At 70.1% G+C, this 22,370-nt stretch carries 24 protein-coding genes; 5 read left to right on the top strand and 19 right to left on the bottom strand.

What is annotated here, in order from left to right; genetic code table 11:
• Window positions 1–93 precede the first annotated feature (93 nt).
• A complete protein-coding gene (locus C0010_RS10850; RefSeq protein WP_105567097.1) occupies window positions 94–522 on the bottom strand; it encodes an Ohr family peroxiredoxin in 429 nt (142 codons plus the stop codon).
• A 113-nt stretch (window positions 523–635) separates the two neighbouring features.
• Between C0010_RS10850 and C0010_RS10845 the strand changes: the two genes are divergently transcribed.
• Entirely contained in the window at window positions 636–1,205 is a 570-nt protein-coding gene (locus tag C0010_RS10845; RefSeq protein WP_105567096.1) for a TetR/AcrR family transcriptional regulator, read from the top strand.
• A 51-nt stretch (window positions 1,206–1,256) separates the two neighbouring features.
• Here the strand turns inward: C0010_RS10845 and C0010_RS10840 are convergent, their stop codons facing one another.
• The 5 genes from C0010_RS10840 to C0010_RS10820 all read right to left on the bottom strand — a co-directional run bounded on the left by C0010_RS10840 (window position 1,257) and on the right by C0010_RS10820 (window position 6,192).
• Window positions 1,257–2,960, bottom strand: coding sequence for an AMP-binding protein (locus tag C0010_RS10840; protein ID WP_105567095.1), 1,704 nt, complete (start codon window positions 2,958–2,960; stop codon window positions 1,257–1,259).
• Between the two features lie 82 nt (window positions 2,961–3,042).
• Window positions 3,043–3,441, bottom strand: a complete 399-nt coding sequence (locus C0010_RS10835) for a VOC family protein (protein WP_105567094.1) — start codon at window positions 3,439–3,441, stop codon at window positions 3,043–3,045.
• Window positions 3,442–3,489: 48 nt separating this feature from the next.
• Entirely contained in the window at window positions 3,490–3,870 is a 381-nt protein-coding gene (gene trxA, locus C0010_RS10830) for a thioredoxin (RefSeq protein WP_105567093.1), read from the bottom strand.
• On the bottom strand, window positions 3,867–5,210 hold the full coding sequence (locus tag C0010_RS10825; protein WP_105567092.1) for an MFS transporter: 1,344 nt from the start codon (window positions 5,208–5,210) through the stop codon (window positions 3,867–3,869). The genes trxA and C0010_RS10825 overlap by 4 nt, the downstream gene beginning before the upstream one ends.
• Window positions 5,211–5,514: 304 nt before the next feature.
• Window positions 5,515–6,192 (bottom strand): GntR family transcriptional regulator, encoded by a 678-nt coding sequence (locus C0010_RS10820; protein ID WP_105567091.1) that lies wholly within the window; start codon window positions 6,190–6,192, stop codon window positions 5,515–5,517.
• A 107-nt stretch (window positions 6,193–6,299) separates the two neighbouring features.
• On the opposite strand from C0010_RS10820, the gene C0010_RS10815 reads away from it, so the two are divergent.
• Both C0010_RS10815 and C0010_RS10810 read left to right on the top strand, forming a co-directional pair.
• Window positions 6,300–7,103: a DsbA family protein gene (locus C0010_RS10815; RefSeq protein ID WP_105567090.1), complete on the top strand. Its 804-nt coding sequence runs from the start codon at window positions 6,300–6,302 to the stop codon at window positions 7,101–7,103.
• A gap of 3 nt (window positions 7,104–7,106) precedes the next feature.
• On the top strand, window positions 7,107–7,934 hold the full coding sequence (locus C0010_RS10810; protein ID WP_105567089.1) for a cytochrome c biogenesis CcdA family protein: 828 nt from the start codon (window positions 7,107–7,109) through the stop codon (window positions 7,932–7,934).
• 138 nt (window positions 7,935–8,072) lie between these two features.
• Here C0010_RS10810 and C0010_RS10805 read toward each other — a convergent pair whose 3' ends face one another.
• From C0010_RS10805 to idi, 12 genes are all read right to left on the bottom strand, one after another.
• Complete coding sequence (locus tag C0010_RS10805; protein WP_105567088.1) at window positions 8,073–8,822, bottom strand: SDR family oxidoreductase; 750 nt, start codon at window positions 8,820–8,822, stop codon at window positions 8,073–8,075.
• A gap of 52 nt (window positions 8,823–8,874) precedes the next feature.
• Entirely contained in the window at window positions 8,875–10,134 is a 1,260-nt protein-coding gene (locus C0010_RS10800) for a GmrSD restriction endonuclease domain-containing protein (protein WP_232531916.1), read from the bottom strand.
• A gap of 155 nt (window positions 10,135–10,289) precedes the next feature.
• Window positions 10,290–11,372 carry a ferrochelatase gene (locus C0010_RS10795; protein ID WP_408631081.1) on the bottom strand — a complete coding sequence of 361 codons (1,083 nt, stop codon included), beginning with the start codon at window positions 11,370–11,372 and terminating at the stop codon, window positions 10,290–10,292.
• A 134-nt stretch (window positions 11,373–11,506) separates the two neighbouring features.
• Window positions 11,507–12,004 (bottom strand): pyrimidine dimer DNA glycosylase/endonuclease V, encoded by a 498-nt coding sequence (locus C0010_RS10790; protein ID WP_105567086.1) that lies wholly within the window; start codon window positions 12,002–12,004, stop codon window positions 11,507–11,509.
• Complete coding sequence (locus tag C0010_RS10785; protein ID WP_105567085.1) at window positions 12,001–13,473, bottom strand: SDR family oxidoreductase; 1,473 nt, start codon at window positions 13,471–13,473, stop codon at window positions 12,001–12,003. Before C0010_RS10785 ends, C0010_RS10790 begins: the two co-directional genes overlap by 4 nt.
• A complete protein-coding gene (locus tag C0010_RS10780) occupies window positions 13,470–14,360 on the bottom strand; it encodes a prenyltransferase (RefSeq protein WP_105567084.1) in 891 nt (296 codons plus the stop codon). Before C0010_RS10780 ends, C0010_RS10785 begins: the two co-directional genes overlap by 4 nt.
• Window positions 14,353–14,688: a lycopene cyclase domain-containing protein gene (locus C0010_RS10775; protein ID WP_105567083.1), complete on the bottom strand. Its 336-nt coding sequence runs from the start codon at window positions 14,686–14,688 to the stop codon at window positions 14,353–14,355. The genes C0010_RS10780 and C0010_RS10775 overlap by 8 nt, the downstream gene beginning before the upstream one ends.
• On the bottom strand, window positions 14,685–15,008 hold the full coding sequence (locus tag C0010_RS10770; protein ID WP_105567082.1) for a lycopene cyclase domain-containing protein: 324 nt from the start codon (window positions 15,006–15,008) through the stop codon (window positions 14,685–14,687). Before C0010_RS10770 ends, C0010_RS10775 begins: the two co-directional genes overlap by 4 nt.
• Entirely contained in the window at window positions 15,005–16,570 is a 1,566-nt protein-coding gene (gene crtI, locus C0010_RS15150; protein ID WP_174150294.1) for a phytoene desaturase family protein, read from the bottom strand. Before crtI ends, C0010_RS10770 begins: the two co-directional genes overlap by 4 nt.
• Window positions 16,567–17,433 carry a phytoene/squalene synthase family protein gene (locus C0010_RS15145; RefSeq protein ID WP_174150292.1) on the bottom strand — a complete coding sequence of 289 codons (867 nt, stop codon included), beginning with the start codon at window positions 17,431–17,433 and terminating at the stop codon, window positions 16,567–16,569. Before C0010_RS15145 ends, crtI begins: the two co-directional genes overlap by 4 nt.
• Complete coding sequence (locus C0010_RS10760; RefSeq protein ID WP_105567081.1) at window positions 17,430–18,494, bottom strand: polyprenyl synthetase family protein; 1,065 nt, start codon at window positions 18,492–18,494, stop codon at window positions 17,430–17,432. Before C0010_RS10760 ends, C0010_RS15145 begins: the two co-directional genes overlap by 4 nt.
• Window positions 18,487–19,029, bottom strand: coding sequence for an isopentenyl-diphosphate Delta-isomerase (idi, locus tag C0010_RS10755; protein ID WP_105567181.1), 543 nt, complete (start codon window positions 19,027–19,029; stop codon window positions 18,487–18,489). Before idi ends, C0010_RS10760 begins: the two co-directional genes overlap by 8 nt.
• A 73-nt stretch (window positions 19,030–19,102) precedes the next feature.
• On the opposite strand from idi, the gene C0010_RS10750 reads away from it, so the two are divergent.
• On the top strand, window positions 19,103–19,672 hold the full coding sequence (locus C0010_RS10750) for a MarR family winged helix-turn-helix transcriptional regulator (protein WP_232531915.1): 570 nt from the start codon (window positions 19,103–19,105) through the stop codon (window positions 19,670–19,672).
• 166 nt (window positions 19,673–19,838) lie between these two features.
• Here the strand turns inward: C0010_RS10750 and C0010_RS10745 are convergent, their stop codons facing one another.
• On the bottom strand, window positions 19,839–21,308 hold the full coding sequence (locus tag C0010_RS10745) for an alanine/glycine:cation symporter family protein (RefSeq protein ID WP_105567080.1): 1,470 nt from the start codon (window positions 21,306–21,308) through the stop codon (window positions 19,839–19,841).
• Between the two features lie 231 nt (window positions 21,309–21,539).
• Between C0010_RS10745 and C0010_RS10740 the strand changes: the two genes are divergently transcribed.
• Window positions 21,540–22,331: an alpha/beta fold hydrolase gene (locus C0010_RS10740; RefSeq protein WP_105567079.1), complete on the top strand. Its 792-nt coding sequence runs from the start codon at window positions 21,540–21,542 to the stop codon at window positions 22,329–22,331.
• Window positions 22,332–22,370: the final 39 nt, after the last annotated feature.

Here is a 22,370-nt window from a genome sequence, read left to right as displayed (position 1 = left end):
ACGCCTGATCGCGCCCGGTGGTGGGCGCGATCAGCAGGCCGTCGACGCGATCGTACCCGCATCGCGCGGGCGCCGGAAGGGAACCGGCACGGCTCAGGCGACCGTGGTCGTCAGGTCGACGGCGATGTTGCCCCGGGTTGCGACCGAGTACGGGCAGACCTCGTGCGCCGCGGCGACGAGGGCGTCCGCCGCGTCCTGCGCGACTCCGTTGATGTGTACGCGCATCGCGGCGCTCAGCGCGAGGCCGCCGTCCTCGGTCTTGGCCAATGCGATGTCCGCGGACACCGAGGAATCGGCGAGCTCGGTCTTCTTCTGGGCCGCGACCATCTTCAGTGCGGAGTGGAAGCACGACGCCCAGCCGGCGGCGAAGAGCTGCTCGGGGTTCGTCGCGCCGCCGGGGCCACCCATGGACGTCGGAACGGCGAGGGTTACGTCCAGCGCACCGTCGTCCGTGACGGCACGGCCTCCAGCGCGACCCGCGCCGGTCGCCGTTGCGGTGGTGGTGTAGAGCGTGGTGGCCATGGGCTTCTCCCTAGGATGTGGATTTTAGTAGACGTACTAGTTCGTCTACATGACGACGGTAGACTACTTCGTACACTGGTGCAAGCCGATCGAACGACGACAGGGAGCGGCACATGGCGAGTCGAAGCACGGGGCCCTCGGCGCGGGACCGCATCCTGTACGCCGCGAGCGAGCTGTTCTATGCTGACGGCATCCGTGCCACGAGCGCAGACCGCGTTATCGCGGAGGCGGGCATCACGAAGGTCACCTTCTACCGACACTTCCCGAGCAAGAGCGACCTCGTCGTCGCCTACCTCGCGTTGCAGGGCGAGCGCGAGCGGGCCTGGTACGCCTCGCTGCGCGAGACAGGCCACCCTGCAGGGTGGCTGCGCACGCTCGCCCGCGGCATCGGCAACGCGAGCTGCGAACCCGGGTTCCGGGGCTGCTCGTTCATCAACGCCGCCGCCGAGTTCTCAGACCCGAACGACCCAGTGCGCGCAGCCGTCGCGGAGCACAGAGCCTGGATGCTCGGCGCCTTCGCTGAGATCGCGGCTGAGGCGGGCGTGCGGGATGCAGCTGCCGCGGCGCGACTGTTGATGCTCCTCCGCGACGGGGCGATGGTCAACGGCTACCTCGGCGACAGCGCGACCGTCGCGGCCGGGCTCGCCGAGGCGTTCGACTCGGTCATCGCGGCGAACCTCTGACCCCCGCAGCCGCTTCGCGCTCGATGGACGGCCTCGCGGGTCCGGCGGCGGTCAGGCCCCGCTCTTCAGCTCCGGGAAGTCCTCGTAGCGCCACTCGCCGTCGGCACCGGTGCCGGCCTCCTCGCGAGCGCGGAGCTCGGCGCGGCGGATCTTGCCCGAGATGGTCTTCGGCAGCTCGGCGAACTCGACGCGGCGCACGCGCAGGTACGGGGCGAGGGCATCGCGCGCGTGCGTCAGGACCGCCAGCGCCGTCCGCTCGTCCGGCTCCCATCCGGACGCCAGGGCGACGTATGCCTTCGGAACCGTGTGCCGCGTGGCGTCCGGCGCCGGCACGACCGCGGCCTCGGCGACGGCGGCGTGCTCGATGAGCGCGCTCTCGAGCTCGAACGGCGAGATCTTGTACCCGGATGACTTGAACACGTCGTCCGTGCGGCCGACGTACGTGAGGTACCCCTCGCCGTCCCGCGAGGCGATGTCGCCCGTGTGGTACAGCACGTCGGCCATCACGGCGGCGGTGCGCTCGGCGTCGGCGCGGTAGCCCGACATCAGATTGCGCGGGTTGCGCGAGAGGTCGAGGCAGATCTCGCCCTCCTCGGCCTCGGCGCCCGTCGCGGGGTCGATCAGGACGACCGGGACGCCGGGCAGCGGCTTGCCCATCGACCCGAAGCGCACCTCGGCGCCCGGCGCGTTGCCGACCTGCGCCGTCGTCTCGGTCTGGCCGTACCCGTCGCGGATCGTCAGGCCCCACTCGCGCTGCACGTGCGTGATGACCTCGGGGTTCAGCGGCTCGCCCGCGCCGACGATCTCGCGCAGCGACGTCGCGCGGCCCGCGAGGGGGTGCTGCACCAGCATGCGCCACGCGGTGGGCGGCGCGCAGAGCGTCGTGACGCCCACCCGCTCGATCTGCTCGAGCAGCGCCTCGGGGCTGAAGCGCGCCCGGTTGTGGACGAAGATCGTCGCCTCGGCCAGCCAGGGCGAGAAGAAGCTGCTCCACGCGTGCTTCGCCCAGCCGGGCGAGCTGACGTTGAGGTGCACGTCGCCGGGTCGGAGGCCGAGGAAGTACAGCGTCGACAGGTGGCCGACGGGGTAGGAGTACTGCGTGTGCTGCACGAGCTTCGGAGCCTGCGTCGTGCCCGACGTGAAGTACATCAGCAGCGGGTCGTCGGGGGCCGTCACCGTCTCGAACGGCGTCGCGTCCGCGTGGCCCCGAGCCTCGGCGTAGTCGGTCCAGCCGTCGACCGCCCCGATCGCCACGCGCAGGAAGTCGCCGTCGACCGCGGCGAACTTGCCCGTGTCGGCGGGGTTCGCGATCACGGCCCTGGCGTCGCTCCGGATGAGGCGGTCGCCCAGGTCGGCCGCGCCGAGCGCCGTCGTGGTGGGCACCAGCACGGCGCCGAGCTTCATGACGGCGAGCATCGCCTCCCACAGCTCGACCTGGTTGTCGAGCATCAGCAGCACGGCGTCGCCTCTGCCGATGCCACGCGATTCGAGCCAGCGGGCCGTGCGGTCGGAGCGGGTCGCGAGCTCGTCGAACGAGTACGCCGCCTCGCGGCCGTCCTCCTCCGCGATCCGGAGCGCCGTGCGCTCGTTGCCGCGCGCGATCCGGTCGAACCAGTCGATCGCCCAGTTGAACCGCTCGCCGACATCCGGCCACGAGAACTCGGCGGCGGCCCGGGCGGAGTCGGTGCGGGCATCGACGAGCAGGTCGCGCGCCGCGCGCAGGGCCTCGTGCGGGTCGTTCTTGTGCTCCGTCATCGGTGCTCCTTGCGCGCGTCTGTGCCGATTCTGCTCGGCTCATCGTACGACGACGGCCCGCGGGCGCCGCGGCGCCCCGGCGCTACGCGGAGGGCGGGTTGAACATGAACTCGATCCGGATGCCGCTGTCGTCCTCGACGAAGGCGGCGTAGTACCGCTCCGTGAAGCGCGGGTACGGCTTCGGGGCTCGCACGGTCGTCCAGCCGGCCGCCTCGGCGATCGCGTGCAGCCGGTCCACCTCATCCGGCGTTCCGACCGCGAACGCGAGGTGCTGCCAGCCGACGCGCCCGTGCACGTGCGGCCCGGTCTCGTCCTCGCGAACGGGGAAGAGGATGAACTCCGGCTCGCCGTCGCGGTACCACGAAACGGAGCCGTCGATCTCGGTCTTCTCGAAGCCGAGGGCGGTGAGGATCGGGTCGAACTGCGCGATCGCGCGGGGCAGATCCAGGACCGACGCGCCGAGGTGGTCGAAGACGGGCATGGCGCCACGCTAACAGGCGGGCGAGTGCCGGATGGGGCGAGCGCCCCGTCAGTCGCCGCTGCGCTCGGCCTGCTCCTGGGCGGCGAGCTGCTTGCGCACCTCGTCCATGTCGAGCGCGCGGGTCTGCTCGATCACCGACTCGAGGGCCTGCGCCGGCAGCGCACCCGGCTGCGAGAAGATGCCGATGCCGTCGCGGAACACCATCAGCGTCGGGATCGAGGTGATCTGCGCCATGGCGGCGAGCTCGCGCTCCGCCTCCGTGTCGACCTTCGCGAACGTCACGTCGGCGTGGCGCTCGGAGGCCGCCTCGAAGACCGGCGCGAACTGGCGGCACGGGCCGCACCATTCGGCCCAGAAGTCGACGAGCACGATGCCGTCGGCATCGATGGTCGCGTCGAACTCCTGCAGGGTGAGGTTTCGAGTGGTCATGAGCGATGTCCCTTCGTCGAGAGGATCAGGAGTGCGGTGAACGGAACGAGCAGGACCGCCGAGACGACGGAGAGCACGGAGAAGCTCGTCGCAGCGAGGAGGGGGCCCGCCGCGAACGCGGCCGTTGCGCCGCACAGGTTCGCGAGCGCGTCGATGCCGCCCTGCGATGCTGCGCGGGTGGACTCGGAGACCGCCGTGCTGAACAGCGCCGAGCCGGCGACGTTGACGAACGACCAGCCGACGCCGAGCAGGATGAGCGAGGCCATCATCCAGCCCATGTCGCCGGGCCGCAGCGCCCCGATCGCGAGCGAAGCGGCGAACACGACGACGCCGAAGCCCATCGCGGAGCGCGCGCCGAGCCGGTCGGCGGCGATGCCGACGAGCGGGGCCAGCGCATACATGCCGACGACGTGCAGGCTGATCGTGATGCCGACGAGCGTGAGGGAGCCGCCCTCGTGCGAGATGTGCACGGGCGTCATCGTCATCACGGCGACCATGACGACCTGGGCCGTCAGGATGCCGATGAGCGCGAGCCGCGCCGTGGGGTTGCGGCGCATCTCGGCGAAGATCCGGCGGACCCTGTCGCCGCGCCGAGGCTTCTCGGCGGCTCCGGATGCCGCGCGGTCATCCGGCACGGGCGCCCGGGGGTCGGCGGCGCAGGCCGCGGCAACGGCGGCCTGGCGCCGGAGCAGGGGATCGGGGCGGAGGAGCAGGAGCACGAGGACGCCCGCGAGCGCGAGACACACGGCAGCGATGAGGAACGCGGCAGCGAACACCGTCAGGCCCGTCGCGCGCCCGACGGCCTCGCCGGGGACGCCGAGGTTGGGGCCGAGGACGCTGCCGATCGTGCCGACCCACACGATCAGGGCGAGCGATCGCCCCCGGTGCTTCGGGTCGGCGAGATCGGTCGCGGCGAACCGCGACTGCAGGCTCGCGGCACTGCCGGCGCCGATCGCGAGGAGCCCCAGGAACAGTGTGAACGGTTCGCTCCACTGGGCCGCGACGACGAGCAGGCCCGCACCGAATGCCGCGATCCACCACCCTGTTGAGAGCGCGACCCTCCGACCGCGACGGGCGGCCAGGGTTCCGAGCGGGAGGCCGAGCAGCGCGGCGCCGAGCGTGCTGGAGGTGCGCGCGAGGCCCGCCCAGGCCTCGTCGTCCGTGACCTGCCCGGCCAGGAGCACGCCGATCGACGGCGCGATCCCGACGCCGATGGTGCCGACGACCTGCGCGACGGCGAGCACGAGCATGGTGCGTCGCTGCACGGCCGCATCGCTGCGGCGGGCGGCCCCTGCGGGCGCGGGCGACGGTGCGGACGGGGCCGTCTCGTCTCTGCTCATCGTCTCCTGCCGCTCTCGTGCTCGTTCCCGATCATCCGGGTTCTGCCGTTCGGGCGCACCCGCTCTCGGCGCGCCGCTCGCGTGGAGCGGCGCGGAGCCGGGCCCGCACCGAGCTTACACGCAACTTGTATCCAAGGATCGGATGCGAGTGATCGCCGCTGTGCAGGAGGTGCGAGGCGAGGTGGCAGGGGGGCGGATGCGGGCGGCACCGCCTCCGGGCGGCGTCGCGGCTGGCGCGCGCGATGGGACAGGGGAAGGGCCGGGGCGGTCGGACCCATGCGCGGCCAGGGCGGTGGCCCCGGGCTCAGGCAGTGGGCGGCGCCGTGGCCAGTACGCCCGCGAGCGAGGGCGGCTCGGCCGGGAGGTGCCCGCTCTCGGCGATGTGGCCGCGGAGGGTGTCGGCGAAGGCCTCGACGTCGCCGGCCCGGAGGTGCGCGATGAGGCGGCGGTGCTCGTCGATGATCTCCTCGCAGCGGCCGAGGAGGTGCTCGCCGCAGGCGAAGAGCAGATAGCGATGGCGGTCGGCGAGGCGGTCGTACAGCTCGAGCAGCACCTCGCTGCCGCCGGCGACGACGAAGCCGCGGTGGAACGCCAGGACGAGGTCGATGAAGCGGCGCGCATCGCGGGCGCGGCAGGCCTCGGTCTGCGCCTCGATCGTGGCGGCCAGCGCGTCGGCGCACTCGTCGCGCCTCGCGGGGTCGACGCGGCCCGCCGCCGTCGTCTCGAGCACGAGCCGCGCGTCGGCGTGCTGCGCCGACTGCTCGGGTGTCATGCCCTGCACGAGCGCGCCCCGCTTGGGGTAGATCGCGATCCAGCCCTCGTCCTGCAGGCGCACGAGGGCGGCGCGGACGGGGGTGCGGCTCACGCCGAGGTCGGCCGCGAGCGAGGCCTCGCCGAGCATCTCGCCCGGCAGGCGGCGCCCCTCGAGGACGTCGTCGCGGATCGTCGTGTACGCCCGTTCCGCTGCGCTCTGCTCGGCCATGTGCTGTCCCCGCTCTCCCTGTCGGAAGGATACATGTGGCACCTGCCGGCGGCCGTGGGCGTGCCCGCGCGTGGGCGCCTGTCGTACACCGCTTGTATCCTAGGCGCATGGCCGAGCAGACCGACCGAACCGCAGCGCAGCGCACGCGCCCGTCCCGCACGGCGAGGCGGTGGCTGATCGGCGCGGGCCTCGTGTGCGCATTCGCGATCATCGTGGTCGTCGGTCAGCTGACCTCCGGCGGCTCGTCGGGGGATGCGCCGGATGCGGCGCAGCGCGACAGCGCGGAGCAGCCGGCGGCGAGCCCTGACACCGGCGCCGAGGCCGACGGAGGCTCCGCCGCCGCCGAGACCGCCGCCGAGGGCCCGTACGTGCGCCGCGAGGAAGGCGACCCGATGGCGATCGGCGACGTCGACGCGCCCGTCGTGCTCGTGGAATGGACCGACATGCGCTGCCCGTTCTGCGCCGCGTTCAGCGTCGACTCGCTCCCGACGATCGTCGAGGAGTACGTCGACGCGGGCAAGGTACGGCTCGAGGTGAACGACGTGGCGTTCTTCGGCGAGGAGTCGGCCGAGGCCGCCGTCGCGGCGCGCGCCGCGGGGGAGCAGGGGAAGTTCTTCGAATACCTCCGCACCGCATATGCCGCGGCGCCCGAGAGCGGCCACCCGGACATGCCCCGCGAGAAGCTCATCGCCTTCGCAGAAGACGCGGGCGTGCCCGACCTCGACCGGTTCGCCGCCGACCTCGATTCCCCCGAGCTGCGCGCCGCGGCGGACGAGAGCACGCAGTACGCGCAGCGGCTGGGCGTCAACAGCGTGCCGTTCTTCGTGGCGGGCGAGACGGCGGTCGCGGGCGCGCAGCCGCTCGACGTGTTCCGGGACTTCCTCGACGAAGCGATCGCCGGGGCGGAGTAGCCCGTGGGCATCGGCTTCCTCGGGGCGTTCGTCGGCGGGCTTCTGACGCTGCTGAGCCCGTGCTCGGTCATGCTGCTGCCGGCGTTCTTCTCCTACGCGTTCTCGCGGCCGAGCCAGCTCGTTGCGCGCACCGGCGTCTTCTACCTGGGCCTGATCACGACCCTCGTGCCGCTCGGCGTGCTCGCCGGCACGCTCGGCGCCTTCGTGAACGCGAACCGCGAGCTGCTCGTGACGATCGCCGGCATCATCGTGATCGTGCTGGGCGCGATCATGCTGCTGAACGTGCCGCTCCCGTTCCTCCGCGGCGGCTCGGCGGCGGAGGGGACATCCGGCGTCGCCGTCTACGCGCTCGGCACCGTGTACGGCCTCGCGGGCGTCTGCGCGGGCCCGCTGCTCGGCGCCGTGCTGACCGTCGCGGCGGTGAGCGGGAGCGCCCTGTACGGCGGCCTCGTGCTGCTCTTCTTCGCGGCGGGCATGGCCGCACCGCTGCTCGTGCTCGCGCTCGTGTGGGGCCGCCTTCCGTTCGTGAAGCGCTTCGTCAGGCCGCGGGAGCTCCGGATCGGCCCGTGGCGCAACACCTGGACGGGCATCGTCAGCGGCGCCGTCACGATCGCGCTCGGCATGCTGCTGCTCGTCACGGACGGCACAGCCGCGCTCACGGGCGTGCTCGGCGCCAGCGAGCAGATCGCGCTCGAGGCGGCCGCGGGCCGGGCGGCCGACCGCGTGCCGGATGCCGTGGTCGTGATCGCGGTGCTCGCGCTCGCCGCGGCGGGGTGGGGCGTCAGCCGGGTGCTCCGGCGCAGGCAGCTGCGGGCCGCAGAGGATGCCTGAGCCCGGCCAGGGCGCATCCCGGAGGAGATTCCGCAGGATCGAGGAGGGATTCGGCCCATTCGTCCTCGATGTTGCCGCGGCTCCTCGATATTGCGGAGGCACCGCGGAACCGCCGGGCTTCCTCGATCCTGCGCGGCGTCACGCCCTGGGGCCGCCGGCGACGTACAGCACCTGGCCGCTGACGTAGCCCGCGGCCTCGGAGCAGAAGAACGACGCGGCGTTCGCGATGTCGGCCGGGGTGCCCACGCGGCCGACGGGGACGTCCTTCGCGGCCTCGGTGAAGAACTCCTCGCGGGTGACGCCGAGCCGGTCGGCGACGGCGCCGGTCATCTCGGTCTCGATGACGCCGGGCGCGATGGCGTTCGCCGTCACGCCGAAGCGGCCGAGCTCGATCGCGAGCGTCTTGGTGAGGCCCTGCATCCCGGCCTTCGCCGCTGAGTAGTTCGCCTGCCCGCGGCTGCCGAGCGCCGACGTGCTCGAGAGGTTCACGATGCGGCCCCAGCCGGCCTCGACCTGGTGCGCCTGCACCGCGCGGCTCATCAGGAACGCACCGCGCAGGTGCACCGTGAGCACGGCGTCCCAGTCGTCCTCGCTCATCCGGAACAGCAGGTTGTCGCGCAGGATGCCGGCGTTGTTGACGAGGATCGTCGGCGCCCCGAGCTGGGCCGCGACGCGCTCGACGGCCGTCGCGACCGATTCCGCGTCTGTCACGTCGGCGCCCACCGCGACCGCGGAACCGCCCGCCTCGCGGATCGCCTCGACCGTGTCGGCGCATGCCGCCTCGTCGAGGTCGAGCACCGCGACGGCGTTCCCGTCGGCGGCGAGCCGCGCGGCGACGGCGGCGCCGATCCCCCGCGCGGCACCGGTCACGATTGCTGTCCTGGTCATCCGGGCCCCTTCGCCGTGGTCGTGTCCGAGGCCAGTATGCCCGAGGGGGCGGCTACTCGCAGGCGATGCCGTCGCCGTCCCGGTCGAGCTGTCGGCTGTACCCCGGGTCGCCCGTACGGATCGGGGCGGCGCCCGCGTCGCGCACCGCCGTGCAGTTCTCGTACGACACGTCGGCGGCCGGCGGCTCCGGCGCGGCCGGCTCCCGCGGCGGCGCGGGTTCCTGCGGGGCGGGCTGCTCGGCCGGGGGCGCCTGCGGCGTCGGGTCTACCCGCGGGCCGTCGTCCGCCGACGCGAACGCGGGCTGCTCGGGGCACGACGACAGGACGCGCTCCATCGCGTCGCGCTCGGGCGGCACGACCCACAGGCCGTACTTCGCCTTGGCCGAGATCTGCCGCGCGACGTACTCGCAGCGGAACGCCCTGTTCGGCGGCAGCCAGCTCGCGGCGTTCGATGCGCCCTTCGACGCGTTCGTCGAGCCGTCGGAGGCGAGCAGGTTGACGGGGTCGTTCGCGAGTGCGATGCGGGCCTCCTGCGAGAGCTGCTGCGCCCCCGTGCGCCAGGCGTCCTTCAGCGCGACGACGTGGTCGATCTGCACGAGGCGCGAGGTGTCGATGCCCCGCACGAAGTCGATCGACGCGCCCGTGTAGGGGTCGACGAAGTCGCCGGACAGCACGACGCACGCGCCGTCCAGCACCTCGTTCGCGAGGTCGCGCTGCAGGATGTCGTTGCGCGTATCGCACCCGTTCCCGTCGACGTCGAGCCACGACTCCCCGAAGTCGCCGACCCTGTCGTATCCGGTCTCGGGCGCCGTGCCCTTCACCGCGAGCGTGCCGAGCAGCGCGAGCGCCGTGCCGGGGTCCGCGTCGTCGGTTCCGGATGACCCGGTGCCGTCGGCGGGAGCATCCGGCTCGGCCGTCGGCTCTTCGGAGGGCGTCTGCTCCGCGCTCGGCGTCGGCTCCGGTTCGGGCGACGGCGACTCCGCGGTGGGCATGGGGTCGGGAGTCGGCGACGCCTCGCGCTCGGCGGCGATGGGTGCCGCGGGCGGGTCGGGCAACAGCGCGCCCGCGGGCACTGTGAGAGCGATCGACGCGACGAGCACGCTCCAACCCCATGCGCGCGACGGCAACCGGAACACGCCGCCGCGCTTCGTCGCGAGCGCCGTGATCGACGCGAGCAGGCCGACCGTGACGATCCCCATGAGCGCCCCGGCGAACCCGTAGATCGCGATCGGCATCACGAGCAGGGGCACGATGGCGAACCACCACCATGCGCCCGGCACGAACGGGCGGTCGACGGCGGGGGTCTTGGTCACGGGCGCTCCAGGCGATCGGCGGCGCGCGGCGCCGGCAACGGGCGGTCCGGCGGGCGCTGCCGGCGACCGCCTCAATATACCGATGCCTGGCCGGAGACGCACCGCGGTCATGCGATCCGAGGCCTCCGGGCATGCTCGACTCGATACGAGTCCGGCTACGGTTGCAAGCCGGCGATCGCCGGCTTGAAGCCGAGGCGGGGGTTCTCACAACAGCCGGGGCGGCACACGTCGAACCACGGTCCGATGCTTGTCGCGTTCGCGCGTTCGCCTGCGGCGCGACCCGCGATCCTCTCCTGCACGAGGTCCACCAGCGCATCGACGAAGTCCGGGTGGGTCCCCGGCGTCGGCGTCCGTGCGAACCACAGGCCCAGGCGCGATGCCGTCTCGTGGGCTTCGGTATCGAGATCCCACATCACCTCCATGTGATCACTCACGAACCCGATCGGAACCACGACGACGGCCGTGCGTCCTCGGAGCGCTTCCAGAGCATCGTTGATGTCCGGCTCGAGCCAGGGCTGCGACGGGGGGCCCGAGCGCGACTGGTACACGAGCTGCCATGCGAGCCCCGGCGCCGCCTTCGCCATGACCTCCTCCGCGACGGCGAGGTGCTGTGCGGCATAGCCTCCGCCCTCGACTCCGGTGAACAGGCCCGCTCCGGACCGTGCGGCGTCGTCCGTCGGGATGCTGTGCGTAGAGAACAGCACTTCGGTGGCCGCGGGGTCGTGACCGGCCTGCAACGCCGCCGCGACCGCCTCGCGGACCCCGTCGATGAACGGCTGGATGAAACCGGGGTGGGAGAAGAACTGACGGACCTTGTCGATCTGGAGGGTTGACTGCAGCCCGCTCGCTTCGAGCGCATCAGCCCAATCCTCGCGGTACTGGCGGCACGACGAGTACGACGAGTACGCGCTCGTCGGAACGGCGATCATGGTGCGGACCCCGTCCTTGGCGGCCTGCTCGAGGGCCTCATCGAGGTAGGGCGCCCAGTTGCGATTCCCCCAATACACCGGAAGATCAAGACCTGCCTGTGCGAGGGCGGTGCGGAGAGCGCGCTTGAGCTCGCGATTCTGCTCGTTGATGGGGCTGACGCCGCCGAACGCGCGGTAGTGGTGGGCGACGGCCTCGAGCCTGTCGTCCGGGATGCCGCGGCCGCGCGTGACATTCCTGAGGAAAGGCAGCACATCCTGCTGGCCCTCGGGGCCGCCGAATCCCGAAAGCAGCACCGCGTCGTAGGCCATCGGCTGAGTGCTGTGTTCCGCGCCGCCGCGCGAGGCCGATGTCGCCGAGGGAACGGACGCCCCCTCTTCCAAATGCGCGCCGGATGCGGCAGGTGGCTTCGTCTCGCGTCGATCCGCTCGATCTGGTGCGATGCTCATCGTGGTGTGTCCTCCGATTCATAGGTATGTCTCTGCACAGGGGCCCGCTCCGCCGAAGCGCGCGCCGTGACCTTCTCCCAGTCCGCGACCGGACCGTCGACCACGACGAAGCTCGGATGCGGTTCGGGAACGGCCAGGCTCTGCCAGCGCGCCCACACGTCGGAGCTGCGGAGCCGCAGCTTGTCGCGCAGGTGCTCCCATTCGTAGGCGAGCTGTCCGCTGCCGACCGTCAGCTGCGCGGGCGAACCCGTCGTCCGGATCTTCTCGCGGACGAACCGATACCCGCGTGCGTCCGCCTCGTCGACGATCGCGCTGAGGTAGTCGCCGATCGCGGCGCGGGGCTCGGCCGCCTCCCGGAACCTTCGAAGCTGGGGGTGGCGCGAGTACCCTCGGCCGGGTTCGGCGATCACGGATTGCGCGAGGAGGCCTTCGCGCCAGCACGCAACGAGCGCCTGGCGGTCGAAGTAGCGGGGATGCACGGACCAGAGCCTCATCGCGCGGCTTCCGACGTGCGCTCGGCCTCGCGAAGAATGCTGGTGGCCATGCCCGGGAAGATGATGCTGTGGAACGGCAGCAGCACCCCCCAGTACAGGCGGCCCGACAGGCCTCTCGGGAAGTAGATCGCGCGCTGCTGGTAGCGGCAGCCTTCGTCCGTCGGCTCGACGCTCAGCTCGAGCCAGGCGCGGCCAGGCAGTCGCATCTCGGCTCGCAGCCGCAGCAGGCGTCCTCGCTCGATGGATTCCACGCGCCACACGTCGATGACGTCGCCGCTGTTCACACGGGTCGGGTGCCGTCGTCCGCGCGTCATACCCACGCCGCCGACAAGTCGATCGATCCAGCCTCGGGCGGCCCAAGCGAGCGGGAAGGAATGCCAGCCACTCTCCCCGCCGATCGCTTCGATCACGTCCCAAAGGGCGTCGGGGGATGCGGTGCTGTCCCGCTGCCGCACGTCCGTCAGCACGGTATGGCCGGACCATTCCGGGTCGCTCGGGAGGGAATCGCTCGGTGCGCCGGCCACGGTGGCGTTCTGCCAGCTCGTCTCCACCTGTCCTTCGGCCTCGCGGGTCAGCGCCAGGCGAACAGCGGAGCGGTAGGACAGCAATCCTGCTTCCGGCGGCGGGATGTGCGCGTCGATATCGTGCTCCCTCATGACGCAGTCGCTCTGGATCGACGCGATGATCGGGACCGCGATTCGTCGGGGGACGGGGCTGACGAGGCTCACCCACTGCGAGGCGAGCCACGGTGTGAGGACGGGGAGTGCTACGATGCGCCGTTGAGGAAGCCCTGCTTCGACGGCGTAGCCGTTCATCATCTGCCCGTAGCGCAGGATGTCGGGACCACCGATGTCGAAGGTGCGGTTGAGCTCTCCTTCTGCTGTCGCTGCGCTGACCAGATAATGCAGCACGTCGCGGATCGCGATGGGTTGGACGTAGTTGCGCACCCAGCGCGGCGCGGGCATGTACGGCAGCACCTCGGTGAGGTGACGGATCATCTCGAAGGACGCGGACCCGGAACCGATCACGATTCCCGCTTGGAACACGATGGCGGGCACGGAGCAGTCCAGGAATCGTTGCCCGACCGTGGCGCGGGACGCGAGATGGTCGGACAGGGCAGTGCCTTCGGGGTGAAGACCGCCGAGATAGACGATCCGCCCCACGTGCGCGGCTTCGGCCGATCGTGCGAAGCAGTCGGCAGTTTCGGCCTCGGCCCGCATGAAGTCTCGACCAGAGGCCATCGAATGCACCAGATAGAAGGCGACGTCCACGCCGTGCATCGCACGACGAGTCGCGTCGGCATCCGATAGGTCTCCCGTGCAGAGGCGCACTCGACCGCGCCAGGGCACGTCGTCGAGCTTCTCGGGGGAGCGGACGTACACGCTGACGTCATGCCCTGCGTCGAGCAGCTGCGGCACGAGACGACCCCCGATGTAGCCTGTTGCGCCGGTGACGAGCACGTGCGTCATGAGAACAGTCCCTCCGAAGCGCAGAAGATCAGCAGCAGGGTGATCGCGAAGCCCACCGCGTAATTGATGGCGAGGAAGCGCCGCCACGCGCGGTTCGCGTCCGCCGACTGCGAATCGTCGACAGTCAGATACGGTGCGACGCTGATGATGTAGGGGAGCGCGGCGAAGGCGGCGAGGTTCGCGGGCCACGGCGTGAACAGCATGAGCGCCCCTGCGGTTGCCCAGAGCGCGACGGCGAGCCTGACGGTGGCGGCCGCTCCGAAGGCCGTGGCGATCGATGCGATGCCCGCGTCTCGGTCCGGAAGGATGTCCTGCACAGCGCCGAACGCATGGCTGGCCATGCCCCAGCAGAAGAAGGCGATCATCGTCAATGCGATCGCGGGCGTGATCGTCGTGCCGGCGAGGGCGAGCGCGTAGAGCGCTGGTGTGACGAAGTGCGTGCTCGAAGTGACCGAATCGAGCACGGGGATCTCCTTGAATCGGAGGCCTCGCGCGGAGTAAGCCACGACGGCGAAGAGGCTGATGGCCAGCACGGCCCATGACGCCGGGTGCTGGGAACCGAGCACGACGAGCGCCACGACGAACGGAGCCGTCAGGACAGCAGCCGACACGAGCGTCGCCCGGTGCAGTCGGGGTGGCAGCTTTGCGCCCTCGGCGCCGCCCTTCCGAGGATTGGCGACGTCGGATTCGTAGTCGAAGACGTCGTTCACGCCGTACATCGCCAAGTTGTACGGCACGAGGAAGAAGACGGTGCCGACCGCCAGAGTGAGATCGATCCGCCCGGTCGTCAGGATGTAGACGGCGGCGAACGGATAGGCGGTGTTGATCCAACTCACGGGGCGGGACGCGACCAGGAGGGACCGGAGCAGACTCCTGCGCTCAGTCATCGCTGTGTCCTCTCGGCCCGCGTTGTCCGTCCAACAACTGCCAGACGCCGGACAACAGCAGCGCGCCGGCAATGGGGTAGAGGAAGTCCTCGACGGGCATCAGCACGAGCCTCAGGCCGGAGATCTGCTCGCTGCCGTAGCCGAAGAACCCGGCCGCCATCATCACGTTGTCGAAGACTGCCGTCAGCACGAGCAGCGCGGCGGTCGCCGCTGCCCACGAGGTGAGATACCGGCGGGCGCTGCCGCGCCGGTGGGCGTGGACGGCACCGACGACGAACACGACGAGACCGGCACCGATGAACGGCAACGACATCAGTGCATAGGTCACTGTTGCCGCCTCCGCTCTCGCCATCGCTGCCAGCCGCTCAGCAGAATGAGCGTGAGGTACGTCAGGAAGACCAGGAAGAGCAGTTCCTCCAGGGGGAACTCGGGCGCGAGCAGAACGCCGGTCGCCCAGCGCGAATCGACGTGTCTGAACACTCCGAGGCCGATGCCCACGGCGTCCCACGCCATGAAGAATGCGACGCCGAGGAAGAGCGCGATGGAGGTGGCCGCCGGACGACGCCCGAAGGCCAGCGCGAATCGGGCGTCGAGCAGGATGAGGCAGGCCGTGCTGACGAGCAGGCACGCCACGTAGACGCCGCTCATGTCACCTCCACGGGGCCGGGGGAGTGGTCTCCCCGAATGTGCTTCAGAACAAGCTCCGCACTGATGAGGCACATGGGCAGGCCGACGCCCGGCACGGATGTCGCGCCGGCGTAGAACAGTCCGGAGACGCGGCGGGACTTCGTGACGCCGCGGAGGAACGCACTCTGGCGCAGCGTATGGGCCGGGCCGAGTGCGCTGCCGCGGAAGCTGTTGAATTCCGCGGCGAAGTCTGCCGGCCCCACCGTGCGCCTCACGACGATGCGCGAGCCGAGATCGGGTACTCCCGCCCATGCCGCGATCTGCGCGATCGCTGCATCCGCGATCGCGTTCACCTGCTCGTCCCCCGAGCCGTCCGTGCCGCCGTAGCCGATGCCGGGATCGGCGGGGAGGGGAACGAGCACGAAGAGGTTCTCGTGCCCGGCGGGAGCGACGCCGTCGTCGGTCGCGCTCGGCTTGCAGACGTAGAGAGAGGGCCGGCCGGGCACGCGCGTCGGAGACCCGAAGATCGCGTCGAAGTTCTCGTGCCAGTCATCGGAGAAGAACAGGGTGTGGTGGAGCAGCTCTGGCAGGTCGCCCGCGACGCCGAGCATCACGAGCACGGCGCTCGGCCCGGAGACCTGCTGCTGCCAGCGCCCGGGTCGATAGGACCTGTCCGATTCCGCGAGCAGCTCCGTCTCGGCATGGTGCTCGTCGATCGCCGAGACGACGATGTCGGCATCCAGCTCGATCGCTCGGCCGGCATGTTCGTACCGAACAGTGCGCACCGCACCGTTCTCGCTCGAAACGGCGGTGACGCTGCTGTCGGTCAACAGTTCGACGTCGTTCTCTCGTGCGAGATCGACGAGAGAGCTCACGAAGGCACGGAAGCCTCCGAGGGGATACTTCACACCATCCACCAGATCCATGTGGCTCATCAGATGGTAGAGCGCTGGCGCCTCGAACGGTGACGTGCCGAGGAAGACGGCGGGATACCCGAGGATCTGGCGAAGGCGATTATCGGTGAACCTGCGGCCGACGAACGACCACAGCGATCGCGTCAGCAAGGGGAGGACTGCGGGCGCTGATGCCAGAACCTGTCGTGAGGCGAAATCGCGCCACGACGAAAGCGGGTTGTACAGGAAAGAATCCACCGCCGCGCGGTAGGTCTTGGACGCCGAGCGGAGGTAGGAGCGTGAGCGCCCGCCGGCCCCGTTCTCGCGCTCCTCGAACATGCGTGCGACGGCATCGGCGCCGGAGCAGACATCGATCGGTCCCTCGGCGGCGACTGCCGAAGGCTCGCCGTAGACCCGGTAACCGGGCTGCAGAGGAACCAGATCCAGCCTGTCCGCGGTCGTCGTCCCCATCATGCGATAGAAGTGGTCGAAGACTTCGGGCATGAGGTACCAGGAGGGCCCGGTGTCGAAGGTGAAGCCACCGCTCTCCCACGTGCCGGCCCTGCCGCCGAGCTCGCCGTTCTTCTCGAGAACCGTGACCCGGTGGCCGTTGCGTGCGAGGAGGCACGCCGTGGCGAGCCCGGCAACGCCTCCGCCGATGATGATCGCGCGCGATGATGATGTGTTCACCGGATCGCCTTCATCCCGAGCGCGCGGGCGAGGATACGCGCCTTGACGGCGTTGGGAACGCGAACGCGTTCCTTCGTGAGCACGGAGACCGGCGTCGAATCGATCCGATCCGTCAGTTCGCCGAACATCGCACGCGCAGCCCAGACGGATGCCCGGGCGCTCGAGGCGAGAAGCGGAATCGAGTCATCGGCGATGCGCAGATCGTCACGGATCGACGCGACGATGTCGGACTTGGCGCGCTGCGTCAACTCCTGCTCGGTGCCCGGAAAGTACGCGCGCCCGAGGCCGTCGCGGTCGTCGGCGAAGTCGCGGAGGAAGTTCACCTTCTGGAATGCCGCCCCGAGGTGGCGGGCCCCGTTGTTCAGTCGCTCGCGCTCATCGTTCCTTCGGGCAACGCCGTGTTCGAACACTGCCAAGCACATGAGCCCGACGACTTCGGCAGACCCATAGATATACGCGTCCAGTTCCGCAGCGTCGAAGGTCGCGGCTTCGAGGTCACGTCTCATCGACGCGAAGAAAGGCCGGCACAGGTCCATGTCGATGCCGTGTGCTTGCGCAGTTGATGCGAAGGCGTGCACGACGAGATTGGTGCTGAAGCCGAGCCGGAGAGCTCGTTCCGTCTCCGCCTCGAGCTCGTCGAGCAGCAGGTGTCGCGTTGCCTTGTCGACTCCTGCGGTCTCCGCCGGCCCGTCGACCAACTCGTCGGCGATGCGGACGAGCGCATAGATGCGCGCGATGTGGTCTCGCAGGGGAACGCCGAGCAGACGACTGGCCCACGCGAAGGACGTCGAGTAGCGCCGGATGACCACGGCGGAGCTCTCCTCCGCCGTGGAGCTGTACAGTTCCAGGCCTGTGGCGGTCATGAGGCGCGGGTGCTGCAGACGGTGACGGCAACGGCCAACTGCTCACGCAGTGCATCGGGCAGAGAGGTCTCCTGAATCAGTCGGAGCACGCTCTCGCTCCGTTCGGCGATGAGGGACTCCACGAAGACGAGTGCTCCCGACTCCTCGACGACTCGACGCAGTCGATGCCCACCAGCGGGGCTGAGTGCTTCGTCGCCGAAGAGCGGTTCGACCTCGGCCCAGGCGTCGTCGGAACGGGCGTAGGCGATCAGGAGGGTCTCCTTGCCCTCGCGCAGGTCGCTGAGAATGGACTTTCCCGTCTCGCGCTCGTCGCCGAACAGCCCGAGGACATCGTCGCGCAACTGGTAGATGACGCCGATCTGGCGAGCGATGGCCGCCAGCTCCTCTCGGAGACCTGCCGAAGCTCCCACCAGCACAGCAGCCAGGGCGAGCGGGGCCTGGAACGAGTAGGCTGCCGTCTTCTGATCCACCATCGCGAGCACATCTCGCGGGCTTGCTGGCTCGAGGTGCATACTCAGCCAGACGTCGTAATGCTCGCCGGCCGCGCTCTCGAAGACGGTGTCGTCGAAGATATCGAGCACCATCTGCCTCTGGGCGTCCGGGAGGTCGAGGCGGGCGAGGAGCGAGTGCGCCAGCGTGAGCATCAGGTCACCTGCGAGAAGAGATGACGCCTCTCCCCAGGCGTTCGCACTGCGTCTGGTCGTGCCGCGCAGCATCGCTTCGGATGCGAAGCGCCCGGAGATGTTCATCTCGCCACGGCGCATGAGGTCTTTGTCGATCACGTCGTCATGGATCACGAGCGCCATGTGGAGGAGCTCCAGGGCGCACGCCGCGTCGAGAGCCGCGCGCTCATCGATGCCGCCGAGCGCCTGGTACGCGTCGAGCAGCAGCCTCGGCCGGAGCTTCTTCCCACCCCGTGCCATCCGCTCCAGGGAGTCCCACAACTGACCATAGGGCGTCGCAAAGGCGCGCGAGCGCTCCCGCCGCTCCGCGATCACCTCCATCAGGCGTCTCTCGAATGCGACAGAGACGTCGCCGAGTCGTGCCGTCGGTTCAAGCATGACGCCTCGACTCGGTGGCGATACGAGAGAGGTACGGGAGGAGCTCGGGAAAATGGGCTGTCAACCACGGGCTGAAGGCCCAGGGAACGGCCGTGGTCGCGATCGACAGGGACGAAACGCTGGTCCATCGGAGCTCGGCGACTTCATCGGGGTTCGGTGACAGCGGTGACACAGCCGTGGCGATGAAGACCGGGCAGTGCTCGTTCTCTTCGATTCCCGACGCGTCGCGCGCGGAGTAGCTGAAATCAGGAAGCGCGCACACGATGCTGTCGATCGCGAGACCGAGTTCGAACTCGGCACGGCGGCGCACTGCGTCATGGAGGTCCTCGCCGGGGCCCGGATGGCCGCAGAACGCGTTCGTCCAGACACCGGGCCACGTCCTTTTGCCCAGCGCGCGCCTGGTTACGAGGAGGCGGCCATTCGAATCGAGGACGTGGCAGGAGAACGCGAGGTGGCGAGGGGTGGTGGCGCCGTGCACGCTCGCTTTGCTCTGTGCGCCGACAGGGGAACCGTCGCTGTCGACGAGAACGACCATCTCCACGGGTGGACCTCAATTTCTTTAGCTAGGCGAGAGTTCAACGTAGCATAGGAAAGAGTAGGCTGTCATCGTGGCCGAGCCAGAACGAGGAGCAGCGTCTGAGACCGACGTGCGCTATTTCACGAAGGATTCCGACCTCGTAGATCGCTCGCGGCTGTCCGACGCTGAACTGGAGCAGTGCGTTCGCGTGATGGAAGCGCTGCGCGGATGGCAGGAGGCCGCGCGAACGCTCTCTGAAGCGTCCAAGCGCTACATGCGGCTCAACGAGAGCGACATGCGTGCGATCCGCATGATCATCCGGTCACAACGGCAGCAACGCGTCGTGACGCCGAAGGACATCGCCAGGGAGGTCGGTATCTCGAGCGCGTCGACGACGAAGCTGGTCGACCGTCTCGTTGCGGGCGGACACCTCGTCCGGGTGCCGCATCCGACCGATCGCAGGACCACTTGCATCGAAGTCACCGAAGAGACTCGCCGCTCCGCACACGAGACCATCGGACGCCAGCACGCGCGGCGATTCACCGCTGCGGCAGCAATGAGTTCGGAAGATCGCGACGCTGTGATCCGCTTCCTCGAAGCGCTGATCGAGGCGGACATGCCACAGGGCGACCTCGACGGTTCCGCACACCTGACGGAGTAGCGGCATGCGACGCGCGCGCCGAACGGGCGGCGCCCAGGCCTGTGTGAGTCGAGCCGCCGAGCGTCGGTGACCGACGCGCCGCGCGCGGAGAGAGGGTACTCAGCCCCGCTCGGCGGCACCGGTGCGCGAATCGCGCATCCGGGACTGCCGAACGGGGCTCGGGCTGCTACCGGGTCTCGACCTTCTGCTCCGTCTTGCGCCAGTCGTCCCACCCGGGTTCGCCCTGCATGAACGCGTCGATCTCGGCCCTGCTCGCCTTCAGCTTCGGGTCGTGCTTCAGGTAGGCGCGCGTCTCGCGAGCGACGAGGCCGGAGAGCACGAGCAGCCCGATCAGGTTCGGCAGCGCCATGAGGCCGTTCATCACGTCGGAGAAGGACCACACGAGGCTGAGCTGCACGGTGCAGCCGACGTAGACGACGAGCGAGAAGATGACGCGGAACGGCATCACCGCGCGCCGCCCGAACAGCTTCTCGGCCGTGCGCTCGCCGTAGTACGACCAGCCGAGGATCGTCGAGAACGCGAACAGGCATAGGCCGATCGTGACGATGTAGTGACCCCACTCGCCGGGGAGCCCGTTCGAGAACGCTTCGCCAGTCATGAGCGCCGCATCGAGCTGATCCCCCGCCTCGTCGACGGCCGCGTACGTGCCCGTCGTGATGATGACGAGGCCCGTCATCGTGACGACGATGATCGTGTCGATGAACGTCTGCGTCATCGACACGAGGCCCTGGCGCACCGGGTGGCTCGTCTGGGCCGCGGCGGCGGCGATCGCGGCCGAGCCCATGCCCGACTCGTTCGAGAAGATGCCGCGGGCGACACCCATCTGGATCGCGATGATGATCGCCGAGCCGGCGAAGCCACCGGTCGCGGCGGAGCCCGTGAACGCGTCGGCGAAGATCTGGCCGAGGGCCGCCGGCACGTCGCCGATGTTCGCGATCAGGATGTAGAGGGCGGCGAGCACGTAGAAGACGATCATGATCGGCACGAGGCCGGCGGTGACGCGCCCGATCGACTTGATGCCGCCCACGAGGACGATGAGCGCGATGACCGTGAGGACGATGCCCGTGACCCACGTGGGGATCGAGAAGCTCGACTCGAGGTTGGCCGAGACCGAGTTGCCCTGCGTCATGTTGCCGATGCCGAACGAGGCCAGCACGGCGAAGATCGTGAACGCGAAGGCGAGGATCTTGCCGAACACGTTCGGGATGCCCCGCTCCAGGTACTGCTGCGGGCCGCCGTTGCGCTCGCCCGCCGCGTCCGTGCGGCGGAAGCGCACGCCGAGGAACGCCTCGGTGTACTTCGAGGCCATGCCGACGAGGCCCGTGATCCACATCCAGAACAGCGCGCCGGGGCCGCCGACCGCGAGGGCCGTCGCGACGCCGACGATGTTGCCGGTGCCGACCGTCGCCGCGAGCGCCGTCGTGAGCGCCTGGAACTGCGAGATGTCACCGTCGGCGTCGCGGTCGCGGCGACGCAGCAGGCCCAGCCCGAGCCCCGCGCCGAGCCGGACGAACTGGATGCCGCCGAGCCGGATGGTCAGGTACAGGCCCGTGCCGAGCAGCAGGGGGATGAGCAGGTACGGCCCCCACACGAAGCCGCTCGCGGCATCGAGGAAGCCCTGGATCGCATCTGTCACGTGTCGTCCTTTTCGTCGCACCGCCGCCGGGGCGCCGGCGTCTCGTTTTCGCTGAGCGTAGTGCGCGGGCGCGCTCGGCCGCTAGAGGCGCGTGCGGGAGTTTCGCCGCGCGAAACATCCGCTGCCTCGGGGGCGGTGCGGGGCGGGGCGGGGCGGGCACGGCCGGCCTCCGGAGCGGAATCCCCGGCGATCGCCCGAGCCCGGATGTGCGAGGAGGGGCAGAATGGGGGAATGGCCGTTCCGCTCATCACCGAGATGCCCGACCCGCAGTACGTGATGAGCTCGGACGGCTTCCGGCTCGCGACCTATTCTTTCGGCGATCCGGATGCCCCGACCGTGCTGGCAGTGCACGGCTTCGCCTCGAGCTGCCGCGACAACTGGGCGGCGACCGGATGGGTGCGCGAGCTCACCCGCGCCGGCTTCCGCGTGCTCGGCGTCGACCAGAGGGGGCACGGCCTCAGCGAGAAGCCGCACGAGCCGGACGACTTCTCGATGGACCACCTCGTCGCCGACCTGGAGACGATCCTCGACCAGCACCTCGTCGAGGATTTCCACTACCTCGGCTACTCGCTCGGAGCCCGCGTCGGCTGGCACACCGCGGTGGCGCTGCCTCACCGCCTCAATCGCGCCGTGCTGGGCGGCATCCCCGACGGCAAGCCGCTCGGCCGCATCGACCTCGCGCAGGCGCACGCCTACCTCGAACACGGCACCGAGGTCACCGACCGCGACACGATCAACTACGTCAAGCTCGCCGATCGCGTGCCTGGCAACGAGCTTCGCTCGCTGATCGCGCTCGCAGAGGGCATGCGCTTCGACGCCGACGACCCCGATCTCGGCAACCCGCCGCCGCAGCCCATCCTGTTCGCGACGGGGTCGAAGGACACGATCCTCGAGCAGTCGCGCCGGTTGGCGGAGGGCGCGCCCGACGGCTGGTTCTTCGAGATCCCCGGCCGCAATCACTTCAACGCCCCCGGATCGCGCGACTTCCGCGACGCGGGCGTGGAGTTCTTCGGCGTCGCCTGAGGAGCACCCGCACTCGAGCGGTGCTGTGTGGTGCGGGGG

It is taken from the genome of Microbacterium halophytorum (assembly GCF_002970975.1).
Taxonomy (GTDB): Bacteria; Actinomycetota; Actinomycetes; order Actinomycetales; family Microbacteriaceae; genus Microbacterium; species Microbacterium halophytorum.
The sequence above is the reverse complement of the archived record's forward strand: the minus strand, read 5'-3'. Positions and strand labels throughout refer to the sequence as shown.

Excerpts from the sequence above, each read along its gene's own strand:
- C0010_RS10850 (WP_105567097.1), bottom strand. The coding sequence starts at position 522 with ATGGCCACCACGCTCTACACCACCACCGCAACGGCGACCGGCGCGGGT.
- C0010_RS10845 (WP_105567096.1), top strand. The coding sequence starts at position 636 with ATGGCGAGTCGAAGCACGGGGCCCTCGGCGCGGGACCGCATCCTGTAC.
- C0010_RS10840 (WP_105567095.1), bottom strand. The coding sequence starts at position 2,960 with ATGACGGAGCACAAGAACGACCCGCACGAGGCCCTGCGCGCGGCGCGC.
- C0010_RS10835 (WP_105567094.1), bottom strand. The coding sequence starts at position 3,441 with ATGCCCGTCTTCGACCACCTCGGCGCGTCGGTCCTGGATCTGCCCCGC.
- trxA (WP_105567093.1), bottom strand. The coding sequence starts at position 3,870 with ATGACCACTCGAAACCTCACCCTGCAGGAGTTCGACGCGACCATCGAT.
- C0010_RS10825 (WP_105567092.1), bottom strand. The coding sequence starts at position 5,210 with ATGAGCAGAGACGAGACGGCCCCGTCCGCACCGTCGCCCGCGCCCGCA.
- C0010_RS10820 (WP_105567091.1), bottom strand. The coding sequence starts at position 6,192 with ATGGCCGAGCAGAGCGCAGCGGAACGGGCGTACACGACGATCCGCGAC.
- C0010_RS10815 (WP_105567090.1), top strand. The coding sequence starts at position 6,300 with ATGGCCGAGCAGACCGACCGAACCGCAGCGCAGCGCACGCGCCCGTCC.
- C0010_RS10805 (WP_105567088.1), bottom strand. The coding sequence starts at position 8,822 with ATGACCAGGACAGCAATCGTGACCGGTGCCGCGCGGGGGATCGGCGCC.
- C0010_RS10795 (WP_408631081.1), bottom strand. The coding sequence starts at position 11,372 with ATGGCCTACGACGCGGTGCTGCTTTCGGGATTCGGCGGCCCCGAGGGC.
- C0010_RS10790 (WP_105567086.1), bottom strand. The coding sequence starts at position 12,004 with ATGAGGCTCTGGTCCGTGCATCCCCGCTACTTCGACCGCCAGGCGCTC.
- C0010_RS10785 (WP_105567085.1), bottom strand. The coding sequence starts at position 13,473 with ATGACGCACGTGCTCGTCACCGGCGCAACAGGCTACATCGGGGGTCGT.
- C0010_RS10780 (WP_105567084.1), bottom strand. The coding sequence starts at position 14,360 with ATGACTGAGCGCAGGAGTCTGCTCCGGTCCCTCCTGGTCGCGTCCCGC.
- C0010_RS10770 (WP_105567082.1), bottom strand. The coding sequence starts at position 15,008 with ATGAGCGGCGTCTACGTGGCGTGCCTGCTCGTCAGCACGGCCTGCCTC.
- C0010_RS15145 (WP_174150292.1), bottom strand. The coding sequence starts at position 17,433 with ATGACCGCCACAGGCCTGGAACTGTACAGCTCCACGGCGGAGGAGAGC.
- C0010_RS10760 (WP_105567081.1), bottom strand. The coding sequence starts at position 18,494 with ATGCTTGAACCGACGGCACGACTCGGCGACGTCTCTGTCGCATTCGAG.
- idi (WP_105567181.1), bottom strand. The coding sequence starts at position 19,029 with ATGGTCGTTCTCGTCGACAGCGACGGTTCCCCTGTCGGCGCACAGAGC.
- C0010_RS10740 (WP_105567079.1), top strand. The coding sequence starts at position 21,540 with ATGGCCGTTCCGCTCATCACCGAGATGCCCGACCCGCAGTACGTGATG.